This window comes from Actinomadura nitritigenes, from assembly GCF_017573545.1.
Classification (GTDB): Bacteria; Actinomycetota; Actinomycetes; order Streptosporangiales; family Streptosporangiaceae; genus Spirillospora; species Spirillospora nitritigenes.
Genome location: NZ_JAGEOK010000014.1, coordinates 73,562 through 92,758, shown reverse-complemented (window position 1 = coordinate 92,758; position 19,197 = coordinate 73,562). Strand labels below are relative to the sequence as shown.

Below are 19,197 nucleotides of genomic sequence, written 5' to 3'. Positions count from 1 at the left end.
CGGCCGGTCACTTCGATCCGGGGAGCCCGGTGGCGCCGATGCCGGTGCGGGCGCTGAACCGGGCGCTGCGGACGATCCCTTCCTTCGTCATGGCGGCCGCCCGTCCGGCGAGGAAGCGGCGGCGCGGGCTGTCGTCCCGGTGGGACGGCTGGATGACGCCGTCGCGCCGGCCGAGGCTGATGCACGTGGCGACGTACTCCACCGAGTACGGCTTGGGCAGGCCTCCCCGGATCATCCAGGCCACCGTGTCGGCGGCCTGCGCGCCCTGCGGTTCCGCCGTCTGGCAGGACATCCGCGAGCCGGGGACGGCGGCGCAGTCGCCGGCGACGACGATGCGCGGGTCGCCGACGCTGCGCAGGTACTCGTCCACGAGGGCGCGGCCCCGCTCGTCGACCTTCAGGCCGCTGCGCGCGGCGAGGTCGGGGACGCCGCCGATGACGGCCCACAGGACGAGGTCCGACGCGAGCCGCTCGCCCGACTCGAGCCGCACCTCGCCCGCGCCCTCTCCGGCGTCCCGCACTTCGGTGACCACGTCGTCCAGCACGGTCACATTCAACCGTTCCAAGCCCGTCCGCACGCGCCTGCGGGCCTTCTCCGAGATGCTCGCCGCGAAGTCCCGCCCGACGAGCCGCACCGTCAGGTCGGGGCGGGCGTGGGCGACCTCGGCGGCGGTCTCGATGCCGGTCGGCCCGGCGCCGACGACGGTCACCGCGGCGTCCGCGGGCAGGCCCGCCAGCGCCGCACGGGCCTGCTCCGCCCCTTCCCACGTCCCGACCGGGACGGTGCCCGGCAGGGGCGAGAGCGTGCTCCCGACGGCCAGGACCAGGTAGTCGAAGTCGAGGGTCTCGCCGCCGTCGAGCACCACGCACCCGTCGCCGATCTTCTCCACGGTCGCCTGCCGCGTGCGGATCCCGTCGCGGAGCATCTCCGCCAGCGGGGTCGCCGCCCGGCCCGTCCCCGCGATCTGCTGGTGCAGCCGCACCCGCTCGACGAAGTCGGGCCGCGGGTTCACCACCGTGATCTCCGCGCCCGGCGCCTTCTTCGTCAGCCGGTTCGCCGCGAGCGTCCCGGCGTACCCGGCGCCTGCCACGATCACCTTCATGTCCGCCTCCTGCGTCTCGGATGGGTCTGCCCACGAGACACCGCGGACGCCCGGTCCATAACAACGCCGCAGGTAACGTGCGTCACACCGCCGAGACCGGGGCGGGGACCGCCCGCGACCGGCGCCGGGAGAGCGCCCGGTCGAGGAGGGCGGCGGGGACGACGGCGGCGGCGAGGGCCGCCCCGATCCAGGCGACGGCGGTGATGCCCGCGCCGGCGTTCAGCGCGGCGCCGGCGAGCGCCGGGACGAGGCTGATGCCGAGCTGGAACGCCGAGACGGTGGTGGCGCCCGCGAGCGTCGGCGCCCGCCCTGCGATCGCGAACACCCGCCCGTAGATCGCCGGGTTCAGCACGAACCCCGCGATCCCGAGGAGCAGGACGAGCGGGACGACGGCCCACGCGTGCCGGGCGAGGAGCGCGAGCAGGACCGAGCACGCCAGGATCCCCGCGGCCCCGGCGAGGAGCGCGTGCGTGGGGCGCCGGTCGGCGATCCGCCCGCCGACCGACAGCCCGGCGAACGCGCCGGCGCCGAACAGCGCGAGGATCGCGGGCACCCACACCCCGGGGACGCCGGTGACGCCGGTCAGGAGCGGCGCGAGGTAGTTGAAGGAGATCATGTAGGCGGCCGTGCTCAGCAGGGTGGCCGCGTACACGACCCACAGCTGCGGCCGCCTCATGGCGCCGAGCTCGCGCCTGACGCTGGGCTCCCCGCCGCCGCCGGTCGCGGGCACGGCGGTCAGGCTCAGGACGGCGCCTGCGGCGGTCAGCGCGGCGACGCCCCAGAACCCGCCCCGCCATCCGGTGAAGTGGCTGAGCAGCGCGCCCGCCGGCCCGCCCGCGATCATCGCGAGGCTGAGCCCGCTGACGACGACCCCGGAGGCCCGTGCGGTGCGGTCGGGGGCCACGAGGCCGACGGCGGTGACCGCGGCGACCGCCCAGTACCCCGCGTAGGCGAGGCCGCAGACGAAGCGGCAGGCCAGCAGCACCGTGTAACCGCCGGTCAGCAGCCCGGCGGCGACCGCGGCGGCGAAGACCGCCTGCGTGGCGACGAGCGTGGTGCGGCGCGGCAGGCGCAGCGTGAGGATCGCGAACGGCGGCCCGCCGATCACGACGCCGATCGCGAACGCCGAGATCAGTGCGCCGGCCGACGACAGGCCGACATCGAGGTCGTCGGCGATGTCCGGCAGGACCCCGGCGAGCAGGAACTCCGCGCTGCCCATCGCGAACAGGCTGAACGCGAGCAGGTAGACGCCGAGCGGCAGCCTCCCCCGTGACGCGGCGCTCCTCGGACGGGACGCGGCGCTCATCGGACCCCACCGCCCGCCGTGGCGGCGCGGCGCCGCGCGACCGCGCCCGCGACGTCCTCCTCCAGCAGGTCGTTGTTGATCGCGAACGCGGCGGCGGAGCCCATCCCGGCCGCCGTGACGACCTGGGCGCGCGGGTCGACGACGTTCCCCGCCGCCCAGACGCCCGCCACGCTGGTGCGTCCGGTGCGGTCGGTGACGACCCACCCGCCGTCCTTCTCGCAGCCCAGCCGGGTCAGCAGCCCGTCGTTCGGGACCAAGCGGGGGAAGAGGAACGCGGCGGCGCGGGGGACGGTCCGGCCGTCCGCGAGCGCGACGCCCCGCAGCCCGTCCCCGTCGGCGACCAGGTGCTCGATCCGGCCCTCGACGATGCGCAGCCCGCGCGCCTCCAGCCGTTCCCGGTCCTCCGCCGCCAGGTCGAGCGTGTGGGCGAAGAAGGCGACGTCGTCGCTCCACCCGCGCAGGAGCAGCGCCTGGTGCACCGCCCCGGGCCCGGTGCCGAGGACGGCGAGCGGCCGGTCGCGGACCTCGAACCCGTGGCAGTAGGGGCAGTGCAGCACGTCCTTGCCCCACCGCTCCCGCACGCCGGGGATGTCCGGCAGCTCGTCGCGGAGCCCGGTCGCGACGAGGATCCGGCGGGCGGCGAGCACCGGCCCGCCGTCCAGCCGCACGTGGAAGCCGGGGTCGATGTGCTCCACCCGTCCGCGCACCAGCCCGGCGCCGTACCGGGCGATCTCGGCGCGGCCGAGCTCCAGCAGCGTCGCCGGGGGCAGCCCGTCGCGGGACAGGAAGCCGTGCATGTGCGCGGCGGGCGCGTTGCGCGGCTCGCCGGCGTCGATCACCGCCACCCTGCGGCGGGCCCGTCCGAGCAGCAGGGCCGCGTTCAGCCCGGCCGCACCCGCGCCGACCGCCACCACGTCGTAGGACCCGTCCCCGGCGGCGCGCGGCACGCCGCCGGCCTGGTCGTTCGTCGCCTCGTTCACGGCGATCACCTCCGCCGCCGATGCTCAGGTCCGGCACCCCGAACCGACAACTTCCGTTGCCATTTCTGGGACGCGAGAGGTGGAATGGGGAGATGACCGAGGACCCCCTGCCTCCTGCGCCCGCACCGGACGCCCCGGCCCCGGCGGCCGCGATCGCCGACACGCTGGCCCAGGTCGGCCCCCGCCTCAAACGCGTCCGCACCCAGCGCGGCGTGAGCCTCGCGGCGCTGTCCGAGGCCACCGGCATCTCCAAGAGCACGCTGTCCAGGCTGGAGACGGGCCGGCGCCGACCGAGCCTCGAACTGCTGCTGCCGATCGCGCAGGCCCATCAGGTGCCGCTGGACGAGCTGGTCGGGGCGCCGCAGGTCGGCGACCCGCGCGTGCGCGCCAAGCCCGTCGTCCGCAACGGCCGCACGGTGATCCCGCTGACCCCGCACCCGGGCCCGCTCCAGGCATGGAAGTCGATCATCCCGGCCGACCAGAACACCCCCGACCCGTGCACGCACGAGGGCTACGAGTGGCTGTACGTCCTGTCCGGGCGGCTGCGGCTTATCCTGGCCGACCACGACCTCGTCATGGGGCCGGGCGAGGCCGCCGAGTTCGACACTCGCCTGCCGCACTGGTTCGGCCCCGCCGGCGACTCACCGGTGGAGGTCCTCAACCTGTTCGGCCGCCAGGGCGAGCGCGTCCACATCCGCGCCCGGCCGCGCTCCCGCGACGCCGACCGGTGACGGCTCTGTACCCGACGCTGCCGTCCCCGTCGCGGGCGTCCCCGTCGCGGGGGGCGCCGACGCGGCGATGGCGGCGATCATCGCGCGGGCCTTCACCAGGGTCTCGGCGAACTCCTCCTCCGGGTCGGACAGCGCGACGACCGCGCCGCCCACGTTGAAGGAGGCGCCGCCGGGCGTGGCGACGATCGTCCGGTTGACGACGCTCAGCTCACACGCGCCGCCGAGGGAGAACCAGCCGAGCGCCCCGGAGTAGACGCCGCGGGCCCGCCCCTCCAGCCGGTCGATGATCTCCATCGTGCGGACCTTCGGCGCGCCGGTCATCGACCCCGGCGGGAACGCGGCGCGCGCGCACCCGACGGCCGTCACCCCGTCGCGGAGCCTGCCCTCGACCGTGGACACCAGGTGGTGGACGGGCGCGAACGACTCGACGTCGAACAGCCGCGGGACGCGCACGGAGCCGACGGCGCAGACGGTGTTCAGGTCGTTGCGGACGAGGTCCACGATCATGAGGTTCTCGGCGCGGTCCTTCTCGCTGCCCGCCAGCTCGCCGCGGAGGGCGGCGTCCCGTTCCGGGGTGGCGCCGCGCGGCCGGGTGCCCTTGATCGGCTTCGACCGCACCAGCCCCTCGGAGGTCACCGCCAGGAACTGCTCCGGTGAGGCGCTGAGCACCGCGACCCCGGGGAAGGCGAGCAGCGCGCCGTACGGGACGGGGCTGACCCGCCGGAGGTGCGCGAACGTGGCGGCGGGGTCGACGGCGGTGCGCGCGGTCGCGGTGTTGGACAGGCAGATCTCGTACGACTCCCCGTCGCGGATCTCGTCCAGGCACTCGGCGACCAGCCCGAGGTACGCCTCCCGGTCGTGGTGCAGCTCGACGTGCGGCTCCGCCGTCCCGTCGCCGGTCAGCGGCCCGGTCAGCGGCCCCGTCAGCGGCGGAGCCGGCGCCTCCGGCCCGGACGGGAGGCCCCGGACGCGCTCGGCGGTCGCGGCGAACCACGCGTCCACCTCCGGGTCGCGGGCCAGGCGGCTGAGGCGCAGCAGGTAGGACTCGCCCTCCGCGTGGTCGATGACCAGCGCCCGGTCGGCGAACACCATCGCGGCGTCCGGGGTGGGCGAGGCGTGCGCGGCGGTGCCGCCCGTCTCGGCCTTCAGCTCGTACCCGAGGTAGCCGACGTAGCCCAGGCGGAACCCGAACGGGAGATCGCCGTCGTCGGGCAGCGCCCGCCGGGTCACCTCCCGTTCCAGGTAGTCGAAGAACGAGCCGGCGGCCTGCTCGGACACGGTGCCGTGCCCGGCCACCCGGACGCGCCGCTCCCCGACCCGGTACGTCACCAGCTCGCCGAGCGGGCCGTCGCCGTCGCCCATCATCGTGAACCGCGACGTCCCCTCCGCGTGCGTGCCGCTGTCCAGCCAGAACGCGCCGGGACGTCCGGCGAACACCGTCCGGTAGGCCGCCTCGGCGTCGGGCGCCGCCGCCAGCCGGTGGACGTGGAGCCGGTAGGGCCCCGCGCCGTGGTGGGCGCGCGTGAGGTCGCGGAAGTTGGCCAGCAGTTCGCGGCCGTGGCCGGTCCGGACGGACTCCGGATGGAACTGGATGCCCCAGATCGGCGCCGACCGGTGCCGCACCCCCATCAGGACGCCGTCCTCCGACCACGCGACGGCCTCCAGCTCGTCCGGCAGCGCCGTGACGGCCAGCGAGTGGTACCGGACGACGGGCAGCGGCGACGGCAGCCCCGCGAAGAGCCCCTCCCCGGTGTGGACGACCTGGGAGACGCGCCCGTGCACGGGTTCCGGCGCGTGCTCGACCTTGCCGCCGAGCCGGTGGCAGATGCCCTGGTGCCCCAGGCACACGCCGAGCAGCGGCAGCGACCAGTCGTCGATCACCCGGCCGCCGATGCCGACGTCGCGGTCGCGGTCGGGACGCCCCGGCCCGGGGGAGATGACGACGTTGTCGAAGTCGGCGGGGGACAGCAGCGACCAGTCGGCGTCGTTGCGGACGACCGTCGGCGGCCGCCCGTTCACCTCGCCCAGCAGCTGGTACAGGTTGAACGTGAACGAGTCGTAGTTGTCGATCAGAAGTGTCCGCATCGGCGACCGCTCCCGGGCGTCGTCATGGATCGCCCAGGCGCACGGCGGCCGTGTCGGGCCGCTCCCCGGTGGTGCTCCACCCTAGGCGCCAGTCACGGCCCGCCCACACTGTAACCGGGCGCGGGCACCGCCGACGGCCGGCGCCTCAGTCCTTCTCGACGAGCATCGGAGGGCGTCCGACCGCCAGCAGCCACGGCGGCAGGATGACGACGCACAGCAGCGGCAGCAGCTTGATGTCGTCGACGACGCCGACCGCCACGAACAGGCTCAGCCAGCCCAGCCGGGTGATGGCGACGAGCATGCCGAGCACCCCGGCGCTGACCGCGAGGGCCGCCGGGACGGCGTCCACCAGCCGGTTCGCGAGCAGCCCGATCGCCACGCCCGTGAACACCGACGGGAAGATCCGCCCGCCGCGGAACCCGCACGACGCGGCGACCAGCAGCGCGGCCGGCTTCACCGCGACGATCAGCAGCAGCCCGCCCGTCGAGTGGGACGATGCGTGCTCGGTGAGGGTCTTCATCTCGTCCAGGCCCTTGAACAGGGTGATCCGGCCGCCGATAGCGCCGAGCACGCCGAGCACCGCCCCGCCGGCCGCGAGCGCGGCGACCGGGCCGGGCAGCCGGTGGAAGAGCCCGTGGACGTGCGGGAACGCGTACACCAGCACCATGCCGAGCGCGCACGCCGCGAGCGCGATGACCGAGCCGCTGACGAGATCGGCGACCTTGAAGCCGGGGTAGCGGGGGACGTCCACCGCCAGCACCGGCGCGGCGAGCGCGACGGTGGTGAGCGACCCGGCGCCGGCCGCGACGAGCGGTGCGACCAGGCGGTCCCACAGGGGGTTGCCGTCCTTGCCCGTCGCCGTCTCCGACAGGATGAGCGCGGCGGCGACCGGGGTGCCGAACAGCGCGCCGATCGTCCCGGCCGCCGCGAGTCCCCCCCACGCCTCGCCCGGGACCGCGGGCAGGAAGCGCCGCCCGAGCGCGAACGCCAGCGCGATGTTGACCGCGGTGATCGGGTTCTCCGGGCCGAGGCTGACGCCGCCCGCGAGGGCGAGCACGGTGGCGAGCAGCAGGCTCGGGACGACGGGTGCGGGCATCGGCGGCCCGACCAGCCCCTCGGTGGCGGGGTCGGGTCCCGCGTGGCCCGGCACCTTCCAGACGGTGAGCCCCACCGCGACGCCCGTCAGGGTGAGGATCACGAACGTCCACCAGGCGGGCTCCCCGCCGATGCCGAGGGCGTGCGGCAGCCGGTCCCAGACGGACTTCTGCAACGCCCCGGCGACGGTGCTCACGCCGAGCAGGAGCAGGCTCGACACCACGCCGATCAGCAGCGCGGGAAGCGACAGCGCCAGCAGCGCGGAAGGCTTGGTCGCGGTGGTCTCGGCCACCCGCCCTCCCCCCGGAGCCGACGCGATCGATCTTCCACCGCCGTACCCGCGGGGATCGCGCTGCGCGGAAACCCCTGGTCAAATTCCCGCGACGACCCCCGCGCGGCGACCGCCCCGCGGGGGAGGGCCCGCTGCGTTCCGTCCGGGCGCCCCGATCCTCAGCCCTTCCGCGAGCGGCGCCGCAGCAGGACGACCGGCGTCGCGGCCGCCAGTCCGAGCGCGAACGGCGTGGCCGGCGCTAGACCGCCGATGGCCTGATCGAAAGTGCCGGGGATGGGGAGCATCTTCATCCGGTTCAGCGGCCACACGACGACGAAGGCGCGGCCGATGACCCGGTCCCTCGGGATCGCGCCGCCGCCGGGGTCGCTCCGATGCGCGCGCGAATCCGCGGACAGCTCCCGGTGGTCGCCCATGACCCACAGGGTCCCCGGCTTCACCGTCACGTCGAACGGCTGCTCGGACGGCTTGTTCCGCTCGTGCGTTACCGGATCGGTGTAGAGGTACGACCGCTCGTCCAGGGCCACCCCGTTGACGGTCACGCGGCCCTGCGCGTCGCAGCACTTCACGTGGTCGCCCGGCACGCCGATGACCCGCTTGATGTAGTCCTTCTCGCCGGGGGCCACCCCGAACGCGCCGCCGACCCACCGGAAGAACCGCGCCACCGGGTTCTTCGGCGTCGTGTACGTCACCTCGGGGTCCCACGAGTCCATCCCGTTGAACACCACGATGTCGCCGCGCTTGACGTCGCGCGTGTGGTAAACGATCTTGTTGACGAGGACCCGGTCGCCGATCTCCAGCGTGTTCTGCATGGATCCCGACGGGATGTAGAAGGCCTGCACCAGGAACGTCTTCACCACGAGGGCGAGGACCACGGCGACGACGATGAGGACGGGCAGTTCCTTCCAGAACGACCCCTTCTTCTTCCTCTTCTCCGGTTCCGGCGCGTCGTCGGGCCGTTCGCCGTCCGTCCCGGTGCCCGCTCCGCCGGACGGCCGCTCCGAGTCCTCGTCTGCGGGTGCGGACCCGTCGAGGTCCTCCTCGCGGGGCGCCGCGCCGTCAGAGCTGGGATGCATGTCTCTCCGATCGCCTCGCGCCTTCCGTCCAAGCCGGGATCCTACTGTCGCCGCGCCCCATCTCCTCATGAAGAGCCGCCCTCCGCCGGCACCCCTGTCCGAAACCCGGGGATTAGTGATGGCCCGGTTCGGGCCCCTGTCTCGGCGGCGGAGAGTGATCCATGATGCCTCTATGTCTCTTCCGCGCCTCCTCGTCGTGCTGGGATTCTGCTCGCTGCTCGTTGTGGCCGTTCTCGGCCTCTGGCCGACGCACATCCGGGTGGGCGTCGAGAAGGAGAGCTGCGGGTCGGTGTGGTTCTCCCGGACGCCCAGCGACGAGCATCCGTCGAGGAACGATCCGACCGGCGAGGTCGATCTCCAGCGCGACGTCCGGTGCGGCGAGGCCAGGGACCAGGTCAAGCGTCCGGGACAGGTGGCCGTCGGGGTGACGGTGGCGCTGTTCCTGGCGGCGGCCGTGGTGGAGCGGCGCCGCTCGCGGGCGCGCTAGTCCTTGAGGTAGTCGCCGTGCTCCAGGTCGTCGAGCAGGGTCGGATGGACGGGCGTCCAGCCGAGCAGCTCCCGCGTGGACGACGCGGAGACGGGCGCGTCGCAGCCGTAGACGACGGCCATGAACGGGCTCGGGAAATGCGCGGCGGCCTCGTCCGGGGACAGTGAGACCGCAGGCAGCCCCAGACCACGCGCGATCGTCTCCGCGACGCTCCTCAACGTCACGCCGGTTTCCGCCGCCCCGTGCAGCACGCTCCCCGCAGGCGCCTTCTCCAGCGCCAGGCGGAACAGGACCGCCGCGTCGAGCCGATGCACCGCGGGCCACCGGTTGCCCCCGTCCCCGACATAGGCCGACACACCGGTCTTCCGCGCGGTGTCGACGAGCATGCCGATGAACCCGTAGTCGCCGGGCCCGTGGACGGTCGGGGCGAGCCGGACCACGCTCGAGCGCACCCCCTCGGCGGCGAAGCCCAGGCAGGCCCGCTCGCCCGGGAGCCGGAAGCCGGCGATCCCGGACGGATCGGGCTCGTCCTGCTCGGTGCCCACCCGTCCGGCGGGCATGACCAGCGTGCCCGAGGTGCTGACGAACGGCCTGCCCGAGCCGCCGAGCGCCCGGCCGAGCGTCTCGATCGCGGTCCGGTCGCGCCTGATCATGCCGTCGGGGTCGGCGAAGTCGCCGCCGAACGCCATGTGCAGGACGCCGTCGGCGGCTTCGGCGCCGCGGCGCAGGCTGTCGAGATCGTCCAGGGAACCCCGGTGCGGCACGGCGCCCAGCGACTCCAGGCGCGCCGCCGCCGCGTCCGAACGCGCCAGCCCGGTGACGCTGTGACCGGCCGCGATGAGCTCGGCGACGACGGCCGGTCCGGTCAGACCCGAACCGCCCGTGACGAAGACGTGCATGGCAACTCCCTCATAACGCCAGTGACTGGCGCTTCTTAGCGCCAGTCACTGACTCTACACGTAACGCCAGTCACTGACATATGGGGTAGTCTCGACGGGTGCCACGGAGTGGAGCAGAAGCGCGCCGCCGCCTTCGCCAGGCGGCCCTGGAGCTGTACCGGGAACGCGGCTACGACCGGACCACCGCGGCCGAGATCGCCGCCCGCGCCGGCGTCAACGAGCGCACGTTCTTCCGGCACTTCCCCGACAAGCGCGAAGTGCTCTTCGACGGCGAGGCCGACCTGCGCGACGCGCTGATCCAGGCGGTGGCCGAGGCGCCCGCCGGCCTGGAACCGCTCGACGTCCTGCTCGGCACCTTCCGCACGGCCGGACGCGTCCTCGAGGAGAACCGCCCGTTCTCCGAACCCCGGCTGGAGATCATCGCCGCGACGCCCACGCTCCGCGAACGGGAACTGGCGAAGGCCGCCTCGCTCACCGACGCCCTGGCGGGCGCCCTGCGCCGGCGCGGCGTCCCCGACCGGCTGGCCGCCCTCGCCGCCCAGACCGGCTGGGCCGCCTTCCACCACGCCGCCCAGGCCTGGATCGACGACCCCTCGCAGAGCCTGGACGCCCATCTCCTCCAGGCCTTCGACGACCTGCGCGCCCTCTCGGCTACGGGCCGGACGCCACCGCCGGAGGATCCCTCCTCAACGGCTCGCTAGCCACACCGAGCTCCACCCTCGCGGCCTCCATGAACGCGAACCGGAGCTCACGCTTGGCCGGCGCGTCCATCCCCCGAAGCAACGCGTGGAGGGCCGCCGTGTAGTCGTGAGCCGCCTGGGCCAGCGAAGGGCTGCACACCAGTTCCGGAACCTTCTTGGCGAGCCAGAGCGCGTGCAGATGCCGCCACTTCTCGGCATCCTCGATCACCTCCCCCATGGAGAGGCGGTCCAGGCACAGTTCCACCTGCTGGGCCGCGGACAGGAACTCCATGAGCGCCTCCTTGCGCTCCGCCCGTTCCGCGCTGTCCCGCTCGAACCGCGCCCGCCGCGCGTCCACGCGTGTGGAGATGTACTGACCGACCAGCGTCCCGGCCGAACCGAGAGCCACCCCGGCCAACGGCAGAACCGTCGTCGCCACGCTCACCCCGCTGAGACGCCCGCCCCCGCCCCCCGGTTCCTCCCCGAACATGAGCCCCTGGGGCGGGGCGCTCTTCGATGACGGGTGCCGCGGGATCCCCGCCGGACGAACCTCGGCCGAATGAAACCGAGCCCTCAGGAGCCGAGGATCAGCAGGGACGCTCCTGATACACCGAGCTGCCGACCGGCCGGTGTGCGCTGATGACCTGCCATTCCGGCCTGCGGTCGATCTCGTCCAGCATTACGGCGAGCGACGGCTCCCCCTCCGCGCCGGACCACCATTGATTGTGTGCACCCAGGGCTTCGAGCGCAGGTGTCGGCTCGTATTCGATCTCGCAGCGCAGTTGGATGAGAGCCGGCGCGCCGTCCTCGTCGACGTCGAACTGTCGGCAGAAGCTGAGGGTGAAGCGTCGTGGCCCTCTGAAGGAGAAGGTGCCGTACTCGTACAGCAGGGCGTCTTCCTCGGCCTCTACCGGGTGACGCATGAAGCGGCCGAATGCTCTCCACGCTGGCGGCGGGTCGAGTCGACACGGCTCTTGGCCCGCCTCTTGCAGGCACGCGAGCAACTGCTGCTGTGCATCCTCGACTCGCATAACGCTCCGCTGTACGCATTGGGGGGCTGCGCGAGCCTACCGGCGCGACCCGGTGGCGTGATCCACCTGGGCCACGACGAGAAGAAGGTCTCCGCCCGGCCGCATACCGGCGGAGAAGCTCCGGGCTACAGCAGGACGGTCCCCCGGAAGGCTCTCACCCAGGGGGAGCCGGGAGGCACCCTCCCGCGCAACGCCGCTGCTCTCTGGGCAGCTCCTCAAGTAGTGGCGAAGGCCGAACGCTGACCATCGACCAGGCCAAAGCGCTCCTCGATTCGGCCACCGCTTCGACGTTGCCATCATGCTCGCGCTGGCATACGGCCTGCGCCGTGGGGAGGTTCTCGGCCTGCATTGGGCGGCTGTCGACTGGGACGCCGGAACGGTTCGGCTGACGCACTCCGTGAAGCGGATCAAAGACCGCGACAAGGCGAGCGGACGGAAGACACGGCTGGTGGTGGGGGAGTTGAAGACGCCCAAGTCACGCCGGACGCTCGTCCTGCCGTGGCTCCCAACGTGGCTCCCGTGCTAACGCAAGAGGCCCCTCGCGGTGATCGCGAAGGGCCTCTGACCTGGGCGCACCCGAAGGGATTCGAACCCCTAACCTTCTGATCCGTAGCAAGATCAAGGCCGTCCAGCGCAGTCCCCAAAGCTCCCCTGACCAGCACCGCAACACCCCGCCCGTCCACCCCCGTCCAAGATCATCCAGCCTCGCTGTTAGCACCTCCGTTAGCACCGGACCTCCCCCAGCGCACAGCCGCCCGACGAACCGTCGCGCCGAAGCAAAGCCACGAGGTAGACACGCTCAGCCCAACTCCAAGGTGTTTGACCGCCCCGTACGCCCTGCGATCCGCTGACCTCGTGATGCCGCCAGACGAGTACAACCACGCTCCACACCGCCCCGGCCTGTTCGCTGCCCTGGTCGACGTGAAGTTCGAACGCGCAGTGACTCCGCTCCTGGTCCGCTGGATCTACCTCGGCGCCCTCGTCATGGTCGGCTTCGGAATCATCTTCGGCCTGCTCTGGGTCTGGTCGCTGGCCACCTGGATGGGCGTCGCACTCTGGCTGGCAGCACCCATCGTCCTCGGCGCGGGCCTGGTCACCCTGCTCACAGTCCGCATCGCCTGCGAGTGGACCCTCACCCGCTTCCAACACGCATGGCCCTCCCAACCCCAGACGGCCATCCCCCAAGATTCCACAGCCTTCGCGCCGCATACCTTCGCGCATAACCCGGACTGGGCAACGGCCAGCACGACCACAGTCCGAGGACAAGCCGACCCGGGGCACAGGGCCGGCCACGGCCCGAGCACCGGAAGCGGCGCATCAGCACCGTGACCTCAGCCTCAGCAAGCCGACGGAATTACAGTCCCACCGCCGAACTCCCCGGCCTACGCTTTCTCTCCCAGGCCGCTGAACTCCCGCATTCGGCACACCGAGCTAGCTGGCAGCAGGGACGAGCCCCTGGACGAACGATCGGAAGTCTGCCGCGAGCCAGAGTGCGGTTTCTAGATCGGCATCGATCCAGGCGACAGACGGCTCACCCTGTCGTCCGTTTGCGCGGTAGTCCAGCGCTATCCAGTAGTGCCCATCACCTGACAAGAGGACGGTTGGGGACGGCAAGTCCCACTCCTGGACCAAGTACGGGGTGTCGAGGAGAGACAACGTGCCTTCACGGCGACCGATCCCGAACAGTTCGGCCAAGGGGACATGAGTGGGACTCCATGAGTTGGGCTGGTCAGTCGGGAAGGCATTCCAAGCGTCAGCCACGGGACCACCGTTCTGGACCCTTAGGAGATCAAGCAGAGCCGGGGGAAGCCTCACCTCAAGCAGGCCTTCGGCCTCCTCGATCGCCCCCGTCACCAAGGGCGGCTGAACACCATGGTCTCCAGTCCCCCAGAACGAGGCTTTGACATCTCCGAACGGGGCCATGGCGCGGATTCTACGTGTCCGCCTCCGCGGCCGGCCCCGCTCCACCAACTGCCGTCTGTTACAAGCAAGATCAAGGACGTCCAGGGATGTCTCCACAGGTCCCCTGACTAGCCTCGCGACGTCCCGCAGGTCCGCACCCGCCCAAGATCATCAACTCTTGCTGGTAGCACCACCGTTAGCAATCGCAAGGGTTCACTCGGAACCGGATGCGCCCTCGCCCCTGCGCAGGTCCCATTCCCTCACCGAGAGCTCCGTGTTCAGCAGGTAGCCGACCCGTTGCCCTTCGTCGTGTGACGTCACGTTCGCAAGTGGGTCGAAATCCACCGGGAGTACGTCCAGCAGGCTCCTCACTTGGTCCCCGGTACGAAGCTGTAGCAGCAACTCGCACCGCAAGTGGTCGGGGATGTCGGGGCGGTGGGACAGCCTGTGCCAGAAAGCCGGCCACAGGTAGTGGCGTCCTTCGGGGGCGGTGTTCTCGACCACCCATGCAGCGGGAAGTCGCTGGGAGAGGCTCAGCCGGAGTGCAATCTCCTCCAGCGTGACCAGTACGGCAGTGTCCACAACCTTCAGCATGCGGGGCACCGGCTGATCCAAGGGCATCGCTTCATACTGTCCGATTGCCAGGACGTTCCGGTACAAGAACCTGGCCTGCCCCCAGGCATGCCGAAGCGGGCGACGGAAGCGAACCCACGCTGTCAGCTTGGGAATCAAACCGATCCGGGCCGTCATAGCGGCTGACCTGGCCTTCGCTCTTACCGCAAGTGACCGTGACTGCCTCCTGATCACCCTGCCTGATTGCATGCTAAATGCACGCCGCCGTAGGGGCCGAGCTGTGCGTCCTCAGCCTTCTCGGAACAGCGACCGCACCCCGATCATCCGAGGGCAAGCGGACCCGGAGCGCAGGGCCGGCCACGGCCCGAGCACCGGAAGCCGCGCGGCAGCGATCGCCCCCAACCACGCAACCAGCTCTACCACGCTGTGGCGATCGTAGGGCTGAGTTGCAGAGCGATTCATTACGAGTCTCACGAACAAGATCCACATTCGTCGAGGATCCGTCTGCTGACCAGCTCTGCGACCTCCCCAGTGCCGCTTTGGCCAAGATCGTCCAGCCTCTTCGAGACCCGCCGTTAACGCCCGCGTTAGCAAACACCCCAGCGCATACGGCCGAAGCGCTGCCACCATCCACTTCAGCTACAACGTGCCAGACGTGTGCTGGCGCTAGTCGCGAAGACCTTTTGCTGCGATCAGCCTTGTGGGTGCCACAACTCCCGCGTGGGTATACAGTTGCCCGATTGGACAGGACAGATCTTCAATGAGTCGACTGGAACACTTTGAGGCACCTGGCCGATGAAATCGGCGACATAGGCCGTACCTGGGGCAAGGAGTTCACCATAGCTTGCCGGTGGCAGATTCCCGTCCTCTGACGCGGCATTCTCGGCGTATGTCAGATATTTGGTCTTGCGCTCCAGCTTTGCCAAACAACCGATAACCGTATGCTTGCAAGCTGACCACTCGAAGAAGAGGTCAGGATTTGGCCCGACCGTAGGACGGTCCGTGAGTTGCCCCTTGATCTCCAGCGTCACATCAACAAACTGCTGACCCGCTGGGGCCACCTCCTCTCCGTAGGTAGGCCCGGCAGCAACCTGGACCCCTTGCACCGTGAACGGGAAGTCGCCCCCGAACGCCAGGACCGGCCCTGCCGCCGACACTGTGTCCGGCGTCTTCGATGGCGAGGCAGTGACAGACCTAGGCTGCTCTCGTGCGCTGGGGAGTTTCGGTGAACTCTTGCCCGAGGTAGACCCACCTGCTCCACAGCCAGCAAGGAGCAACGCCGTCAGAACAAGAGTGATCGAGACCCGCTGTCCTGCCATGAGTCCTCCCTCGCAAGGGTGCACGACCTGCCGCCAGATGATCTTAGAGGTAAACACTTAGCTCTGTCTTGACGTATCCCCTCACAACCATGAGAGTCATGGTCACGGTTTGTTCCCTGACACACTCAGCCCTCAGCTTTCGCAAGCCAGTCCGGGGTGTGACAGGCCGTTTTTCGCCCGACCGAGCACCCCGGCTCGCGGGGGTCCAGGGTGCGGTGCAGCCCCTGGTGCGCGCTCGCTCAGCTCCCGGGCGGCAGAGGAGTGATCCTGAGATACCCCGTCCGTTTCCTGGCGTGCCATAAGGTCAGGAAAGGGTTGCCTCCTGGCTCAACACGTATGCGAGTGTCTGCCCCCGGAGACGCAGTAAAAGTCAGTCGAGGGCTGCCTGTCCAGTCGATGCGGGCCTCAACCTCATGCGGTCCTGGGGCGATGTCAACACTGACCTCTTGGCCTCGCTTGATTTTTCCGTGGGGGGCGCCATCGATGAAGAGGCGGTAAGCGCGTAACCAATCCCGTGGGCCTAGTTTCGGCCGCAAGAACGTCACTCGTGAGGTTTCGGTCATGTCGCCAGGATTGCATGTGGGCGGACGGGCGACGCGGCGCGGCGGGACCGGACGGAACAGGCCCGCACGCCCGGCGCGCCGGGGCGGGCGGCCGCCGGCGACCGCGAAGCGGGCGCCCTTGAAAACGTAGAGAAAGTTCTCATCCGAGCTGGGCGGGCCCTGCTGATCTGGAGATTGCGGGCGTGAGTAGGCCCCTGGGCCGGTGCTCCTGAGGAGGCACGGCTCCAGGGGCCTGGTTGTTCGGTGGTGGTTGGGGCTGTTCAGGTTTGGCGCCATGGCCATGCCTGGGCGTTGGCTATGGCTTGGCGCAGTTGCCCCGGGTCAGCGGCTGATAGGAGGCGTGGGCCTCCTGGGAGGGAAACCATCGCCCACCACTCGTGGGTGTGCTCGCCGTACCAGGCGTGGACGCCTTGGAACTGGTGGGCGAGGCTCCGGGCGGCCCGCTGCCGGTCAGTGCTGGCGTCCATGCGGCGGGGCCTTTGTCGAGTCCGGGGTGTCGAGCTGCTCGGACAGGATGTGTTCGACCTCGGCGACTGCGCCTGCCAGGTCGGCGCATGGGATGGGGAGTGGGCTGCTGCGGGTGACGTAGACCCACACGCCAAAGTGGATGGCGGTGAGTTCCGCGGCCGCCGGCGAGTGCTTGGCGGGGCTGACGCGAAGCGTTGCCGGGGAGACGTTGAAGCGTCGCTTGATTCGCCATCCGTTCATGGCGAGTGCGTGGGCGAGGCGGTCCAGGTGCCACATGGTGAGGCGGTCCTTGCGGTCGCGTGTGCCGAACCAGCGGAGGAAGCGCCGGGTTCGACGGCTCCATAGCCGCAGGGTGAGAGGTGGGCTGCCGGTCATCGGTCGCTCGTCTCGATGAGGGCGAGGACGCGGTGGATGCGGTCGGCGGCCACGTCGGCTTCCCAGAGTGGGCAGAGGGGTTCGAGTTCGGGCTCGGCGTCGCGGGTCGGGCCAGACCAGACCCAGTGCCACCACAGCTCGCCGGCGGGGCCGTACGGGCGGCACCTGACCTCCTGCCGCATGCCAGGGTGCATCAACTGGCCGAGCGGGTTGTCGGGGTCTGGTTCCCCGTCTGGGTTGGTGGCCCGGACGGCGCCGTGTCCGTACGGGCTCGCCACCAGGCCGCGCTGGTCGAGCGCGGCGACCAGCGCCAGGGCCGCGTCTCTCCACTCCCGTTGACTTCCGGGCGGGCGCGGGCTCGGCTCCGCTGTGCCTTGCCTGGGGGCGTCCGGTCGAACAGACATCAGGATCCCTTCGGGCGGTCCTCGGTTGAGGTCGGTTGGGCCGTCGCACGGTGATCTTGCAGGTCAGAGCGAGACTCCGTGACTGATACTTAAAGTATGGGTACAGTACTTCAAGTACAAGTCACTTCGTGTACTTGCGCCGCACAATAAGTACTGGTCTCGTAGTGAGCGATGGAGGAGGGTGCCGATGTTCGGCTTGGTCGTGCGGTTCACCTGCAAGGACGAGCAGAGCGCGAGAGCGTTCGATCAACTGGTGTCAGAGACGGTCGACAAGATCAGGACCGACGAACCGGGCACGCTCGTCTACGCGGTGCACAAGGTCGACGGGCAACCGCTCCAGCGGATGTTCTATGAGCTCTATCGGGACCGGGCCGCCTTCGACGCCCACGAGGAGCAGACGCACACGCGGCGTTTCCTCGGCGCCCGTGACGAGCTGCTGGCCTCGGTGGAGGTCGACTGGCTGGACCTCCAGACGGGCAAGGGAACTGACGGGTGAGCAACGAGTATCAGAGGGCTCTGGGACGTCGGATCGCCCAGGAGCGCAAGCGGCGCGGACTCTCTCAAGCCGAGTTAGCGCGGCTGATCGACCGGTCGGTTGCCTGGGTGTCGCAGGTTGAACGTGGCGTCCGCAAGGTCGACCGCATGTCGGTGTTGGAGCGGGTGGCCGAGGTGCTGGAGCTTCCGCTCTCGGAGTTGGCGGCTGAGGCGCCGGTAGTCGCTGCGACGACTGAGGAGATGCCGGGCTCGGCCGGGCTGCGCCTGGTTTTGTCCGGTGCGCATTCGTTGCGGGCCATGCTTCATTCGGCGCCCGTCCCCACGACGGCGGAGATCAAGCCACGGGTGGATCGTGCTTGGGAACTGGCGCATGAGAGCCAGTACGTCGAGTTGGCGGACCTGCTGCGGGGGCTGGTCCCCGCGCTTGAGTCCGCTGTGCGGTCGGCGCCCGAGGAGCGGCGGGCAGAGCTGTTCGATCTGCTGGCGGTGACCTATCAAGCTTGCTCGGCCGCGCTGTCCAAGCTCGGTGAACCGGAAGCGGCGTGGATCGCCGCTGACCGGGCGATCGTGGCCGCCGAGCGCGCGGGTGATCCCCTGATGATGGCGGCCGGGGCTTTCCGGCTCGGCTTCGTGTTCCTCGGCGCTCGGCAGTTCGACCAGGCGGAAGAGAACGCCCGGACCGCTGCCGAGGCACTGTGGTTCCTCGTCGACCAGGGCAAGCCTGAGGCCACGTCACTGTGGGGTGGCCTGACGCTGCAACGGGCCGTGACCGCGTCCCGGCTGAATCAAGCTGACGCCGCATACGAGCACCTGGCGCGGGCGCGCGAGGTCGCCGAGCGGCTCGGGGATGGACGCAACGACTACAACACCGAGTTCGGGCCGGCGAACGTCGCGCTTCACGAGGTCGCGGTGGCGGTCGAGTTGGGCGACGCCGGTCATGCGCTGCGCGTGGGGGCCGAGGTGGATGCCTCGACGCTGTCGGGCGAGCGGCGGGCACGCCTCCAGATCGACATGGCGCGCGCGCACGCCCAGCGGCGCCAAGTCGACGAGGCCGTTGCCGCGCTGCTGGACGCCGAGTCGATCACTCCGGAGCAGATACGGAACCACCGAATCGTGCGCCAGGTCGTGTCCGACCTGCTGACCATGCAGGATTCACCCTCGTCTGACCTGCGAGAACTAGCCGATCGGGTGGGCGCGTAGAAAAAGTACGTGTCCTAGTACTTGAAGTACTAGTAGATACCCTGAGTACGGGGTAGCGTTCGTGTTGACGCTGGAGCACTCCTAACAGGAGGTGAAGGCCCAACACGAACGCTCTTCGTGTTTCAGGGGCGGAAGGC

The 19,197-nt window shown here is 70.7% G+C and carries 21 protein-coding genes and 1 riboswitch; of the genes, 7 read left to right on the top strand and 14 right to left on the bottom strand.

The features are described from left to right. Positions 1–7: 7 nt before the first annotated feature. The 3 genes from J4557_RS22575 to J4557_RS22565 form a co-directional block, all read right to left on the bottom strand. Positions 8–1,102, bottom strand: coding sequence for an NAD(P)/FAD-dependent oxidoreductase (locus tag J4557_RS22575; protein WP_208268702.1), 1,095 nt, complete (start codon positions 1,100–1,102; stop codon positions 8–10). 82 nt (positions 1,103–1,184) lie between these two features. Beyond that, positions 1,185–2,408, bottom strand: a complete 1,224-nt coding sequence (locus J4557_RS22570) for an MFS transporter (RefSeq protein ID WP_208268701.1) — start codon at positions 2,406–2,408, stop codon at positions 1,185–1,187. Further along, positions 2,405–3,388: an NAD(P)/FAD-dependent oxidoreductase gene (locus tag J4557_RS22565; protein ID WP_208268700.1), complete on the bottom strand. Its 984-nt coding sequence runs from the start codon at positions 3,386–3,388 to the stop codon at positions 2,405–2,407. Before J4557_RS22565 ends, J4557_RS22570 begins: the two co-directional genes overlap by 4 nt. 92 nt (positions 3,389–3,480) lie before the next feature. Here J4557_RS22565 and J4557_RS22560 point away from each other — a divergent pair, with 92 nt between their 5' ends. Further along, a complete protein-coding gene (locus J4557_RS22560) occupies positions 3,481–4,119 on the top strand; it encodes a helix-turn-helix domain-containing protein (protein WP_208268699.1) in 639 nt (212 codons plus the stop codon). Here the strand turns inward: J4557_RS22560 and pabB are convergent. The 3 genes from pabB to lepB form a co-directional block, all read right to left on the bottom strand. Beyond that, positions 4,030–6,204, bottom strand: a complete 2,175-nt coding sequence (gene pabB, locus J4557_RS22555; protein WP_208268698.1) for an aminodeoxychorismate synthase component I — start codon at positions 6,202–6,204, stop codon at positions 4,030–4,032. The two genes, J4557_RS22560 and pabB, sit on opposite strands and share 90 nt — an antisense overlap. A gap of 24 nt (positions 6,205–6,228) precedes the next feature. Further along, positions 6,229–6,310, bottom strand: a riboswitch (ZMP/ZTP riboswitch). A 39-nt stretch (positions 6,311–6,349) separates the two neighbouring features. Next, positions 6,350–7,591, bottom strand: coding sequence for an ion channel protein (locus tag J4557_RS22550; protein ID WP_307800136.1), 1,242 nt, complete (start codon positions 7,589–7,591; stop codon positions 6,350–6,352). Positions 7,592–7,749: 158 nt separating this feature from the next. Beyond that, the gene (gene lepB, locus J4557_RS22545; RefSeq protein ID WP_208268697.1) at positions 7,750–8,664 is read right to left on the bottom strand and encodes a signal peptidase I; all 915 of its coding nucleotides are present in this window, start codon (positions 8,662–8,664) and stop codon (positions 7,750–7,752) included. Between the two features lie 172 nt (positions 8,665–8,836). On the opposite strand from lepB, the gene J4557_RS22540 reads away from it, so the two are divergent. After that, positions 8,837–9,151, top strand: a complete 315-nt coding sequence (locus J4557_RS22540; RefSeq protein WP_208268696.1) for a hypothetical protein — start codon at positions 8,837–8,839, stop codon at positions 9,149–9,151. Here the strand turns inward: J4557_RS22540 and J4557_RS22535 are convergent. Next, entirely contained in the window at positions 9,148–10,050 is a 903-nt protein-coding gene (locus tag J4557_RS22535; RefSeq protein ID WP_208268695.1) for an SDR family oxidoreductase, read from the bottom strand. The genes J4557_RS22540 and J4557_RS22535 overlap by 4 nt on opposite strands. 98 nt (positions 10,051–10,148) lie before the next feature. On the opposite strand from J4557_RS22535, the gene J4557_RS22530 reads away from it, so the two are divergent. Beyond that, complete coding sequence (locus J4557_RS22530) at positions 10,149–10,751, top strand: TetR/AcrR family transcriptional regulator (protein ID WP_208268694.1); 603 nt, start codon at positions 10,149–10,151, stop codon at positions 10,749–10,751. On the opposite strand, the gene J4557_RS22525 is transcribed toward J4557_RS22530, so the two are convergent. Further along, complete coding sequence (locus J4557_RS22525) at positions 10,702–11,169, bottom strand: hypothetical protein (RefSeq protein WP_208268693.1); 468 nt, start codon at positions 11,167–11,169, stop codon at positions 10,702–10,704. The genes J4557_RS22530 and J4557_RS22525 overlap by 50 nt on opposite strands. Before the next feature lie 148 nt (positions 11,170–11,317). Continuing rightward, on the bottom strand, positions 11,318–11,761 hold the full coding sequence (locus J4557_RS22520; RefSeq protein ID WP_208268692.1) for a hypothetical protein: 444 nt from the start codon (positions 11,759–11,761) through the stop codon (positions 11,318–11,320). Positions 11,762–12,059: 298 nt separating this feature from the next. Here J4557_RS22520 and J4557_RS52215 point away from each other — a divergent pair, with 298 nt between their 5' ends. Both J4557_RS52215 and J4557_RS22515 read left to right on the top strand, forming a co-directional pair. Continuing rightward, a complete protein-coding gene (locus J4557_RS52215; RefSeq protein WP_372442514.1) occupies positions 12,060–12,287 on the top strand; it encodes a site-specific integrase in 228 nt (75 codons plus the stop codon). 332 nt (positions 12,288–12,619) lie between these two features. Continuing rightward, the gene (locus J4557_RS22515) at positions 12,620–13,090 is read left to right on the top strand and encodes a DUF4282 domain-containing protein (protein WP_344409225.1); all 471 of its coding nucleotides are present in this window, start codon (positions 12,620–12,622) and stop codon (positions 13,088–13,090) included. Positions 13,091–13,192: 102 nt separating this feature from the next. Here the strand turns inward: J4557_RS22515 and J4557_RS22510 are convergent, their stop codons facing one another. The 5 genes from J4557_RS22510 to J4557_RS22490 form a co-directional block, all read right to left on the bottom strand. Then, entirely contained in the window at positions 13,193–13,684 is a 492-nt protein-coding gene (locus J4557_RS22510; protein WP_243776190.1) for an SMI1/KNR4 family protein, read from the bottom strand. 192 nt (positions 13,685–13,876) lie between these two features. Continuing rightward, positions 13,877–14,413 carry a hypothetical protein gene (locus J4557_RS22505; protein ID WP_208268690.1) on the bottom strand — a complete coding sequence of 179 codons (537 nt, stop codon included), beginning with the start codon at positions 14,411–14,413 and terminating at the stop codon, positions 13,877–13,879. Between the two features lie 515 nt (positions 14,414–14,928). Further along, positions 14,929–15,267 carry a hypothetical protein gene (locus J4557_RS22500; protein ID WP_208268689.1) on the bottom strand — a complete coding sequence of 113 codons (339 nt, stop codon included), beginning with the start codon at positions 15,265–15,267 and terminating at the stop codon, positions 14,929–14,931. 1,301 nt (positions 15,268–16,568) lie between these two features. Next, positions 16,569–16,961: a hypothetical protein gene (locus J4557_RS22495; RefSeq protein ID WP_208268688.1), complete on the bottom strand. Its 393-nt coding sequence runs from the start codon at positions 16,959–16,961 to the stop codon at positions 16,569–16,571. Then, positions 16,958–17,365 carry a hypothetical protein gene (locus J4557_RS22490; RefSeq protein WP_208268687.1) on the bottom strand — a complete coding sequence of 136 codons (408 nt, stop codon included), beginning with the start codon at positions 17,363–17,365 and terminating at the stop codon, positions 16,958–16,960. Before J4557_RS22490 ends, J4557_RS22495 begins: the two co-directional genes overlap by 4 nt. A gap of 187 nt (positions 17,366–17,552) precedes the next feature. Here J4557_RS22490 and J4557_RS22485 point away from each other — a divergent pair, with 187 nt between their 5' ends. Together J4557_RS22485 and J4557_RS22480 are read left to right on the top strand one after the other, a co-directional pair. Continuing rightward, positions 17,553–17,861, top strand: a complete 309-nt coding sequence (locus J4557_RS22485) for a putative quinol monooxygenase (protein ID WP_208268686.1) — start codon at positions 17,553–17,555, stop codon at positions 17,859–17,861. Continuing rightward, on the top strand, positions 17,858–19,060 hold the full coding sequence (locus J4557_RS22480) for a helix-turn-helix transcriptional regulator (protein WP_208268685.1): 1,203 nt from the start codon (positions 17,858–17,860) through the stop codon (positions 19,058–19,060). The genes J4557_RS22485 and J4557_RS22480 overlap by 4 nt, the downstream gene beginning before the upstream one ends. Positions 19,061–19,197 lie beyond the last annotated feature (137 nt).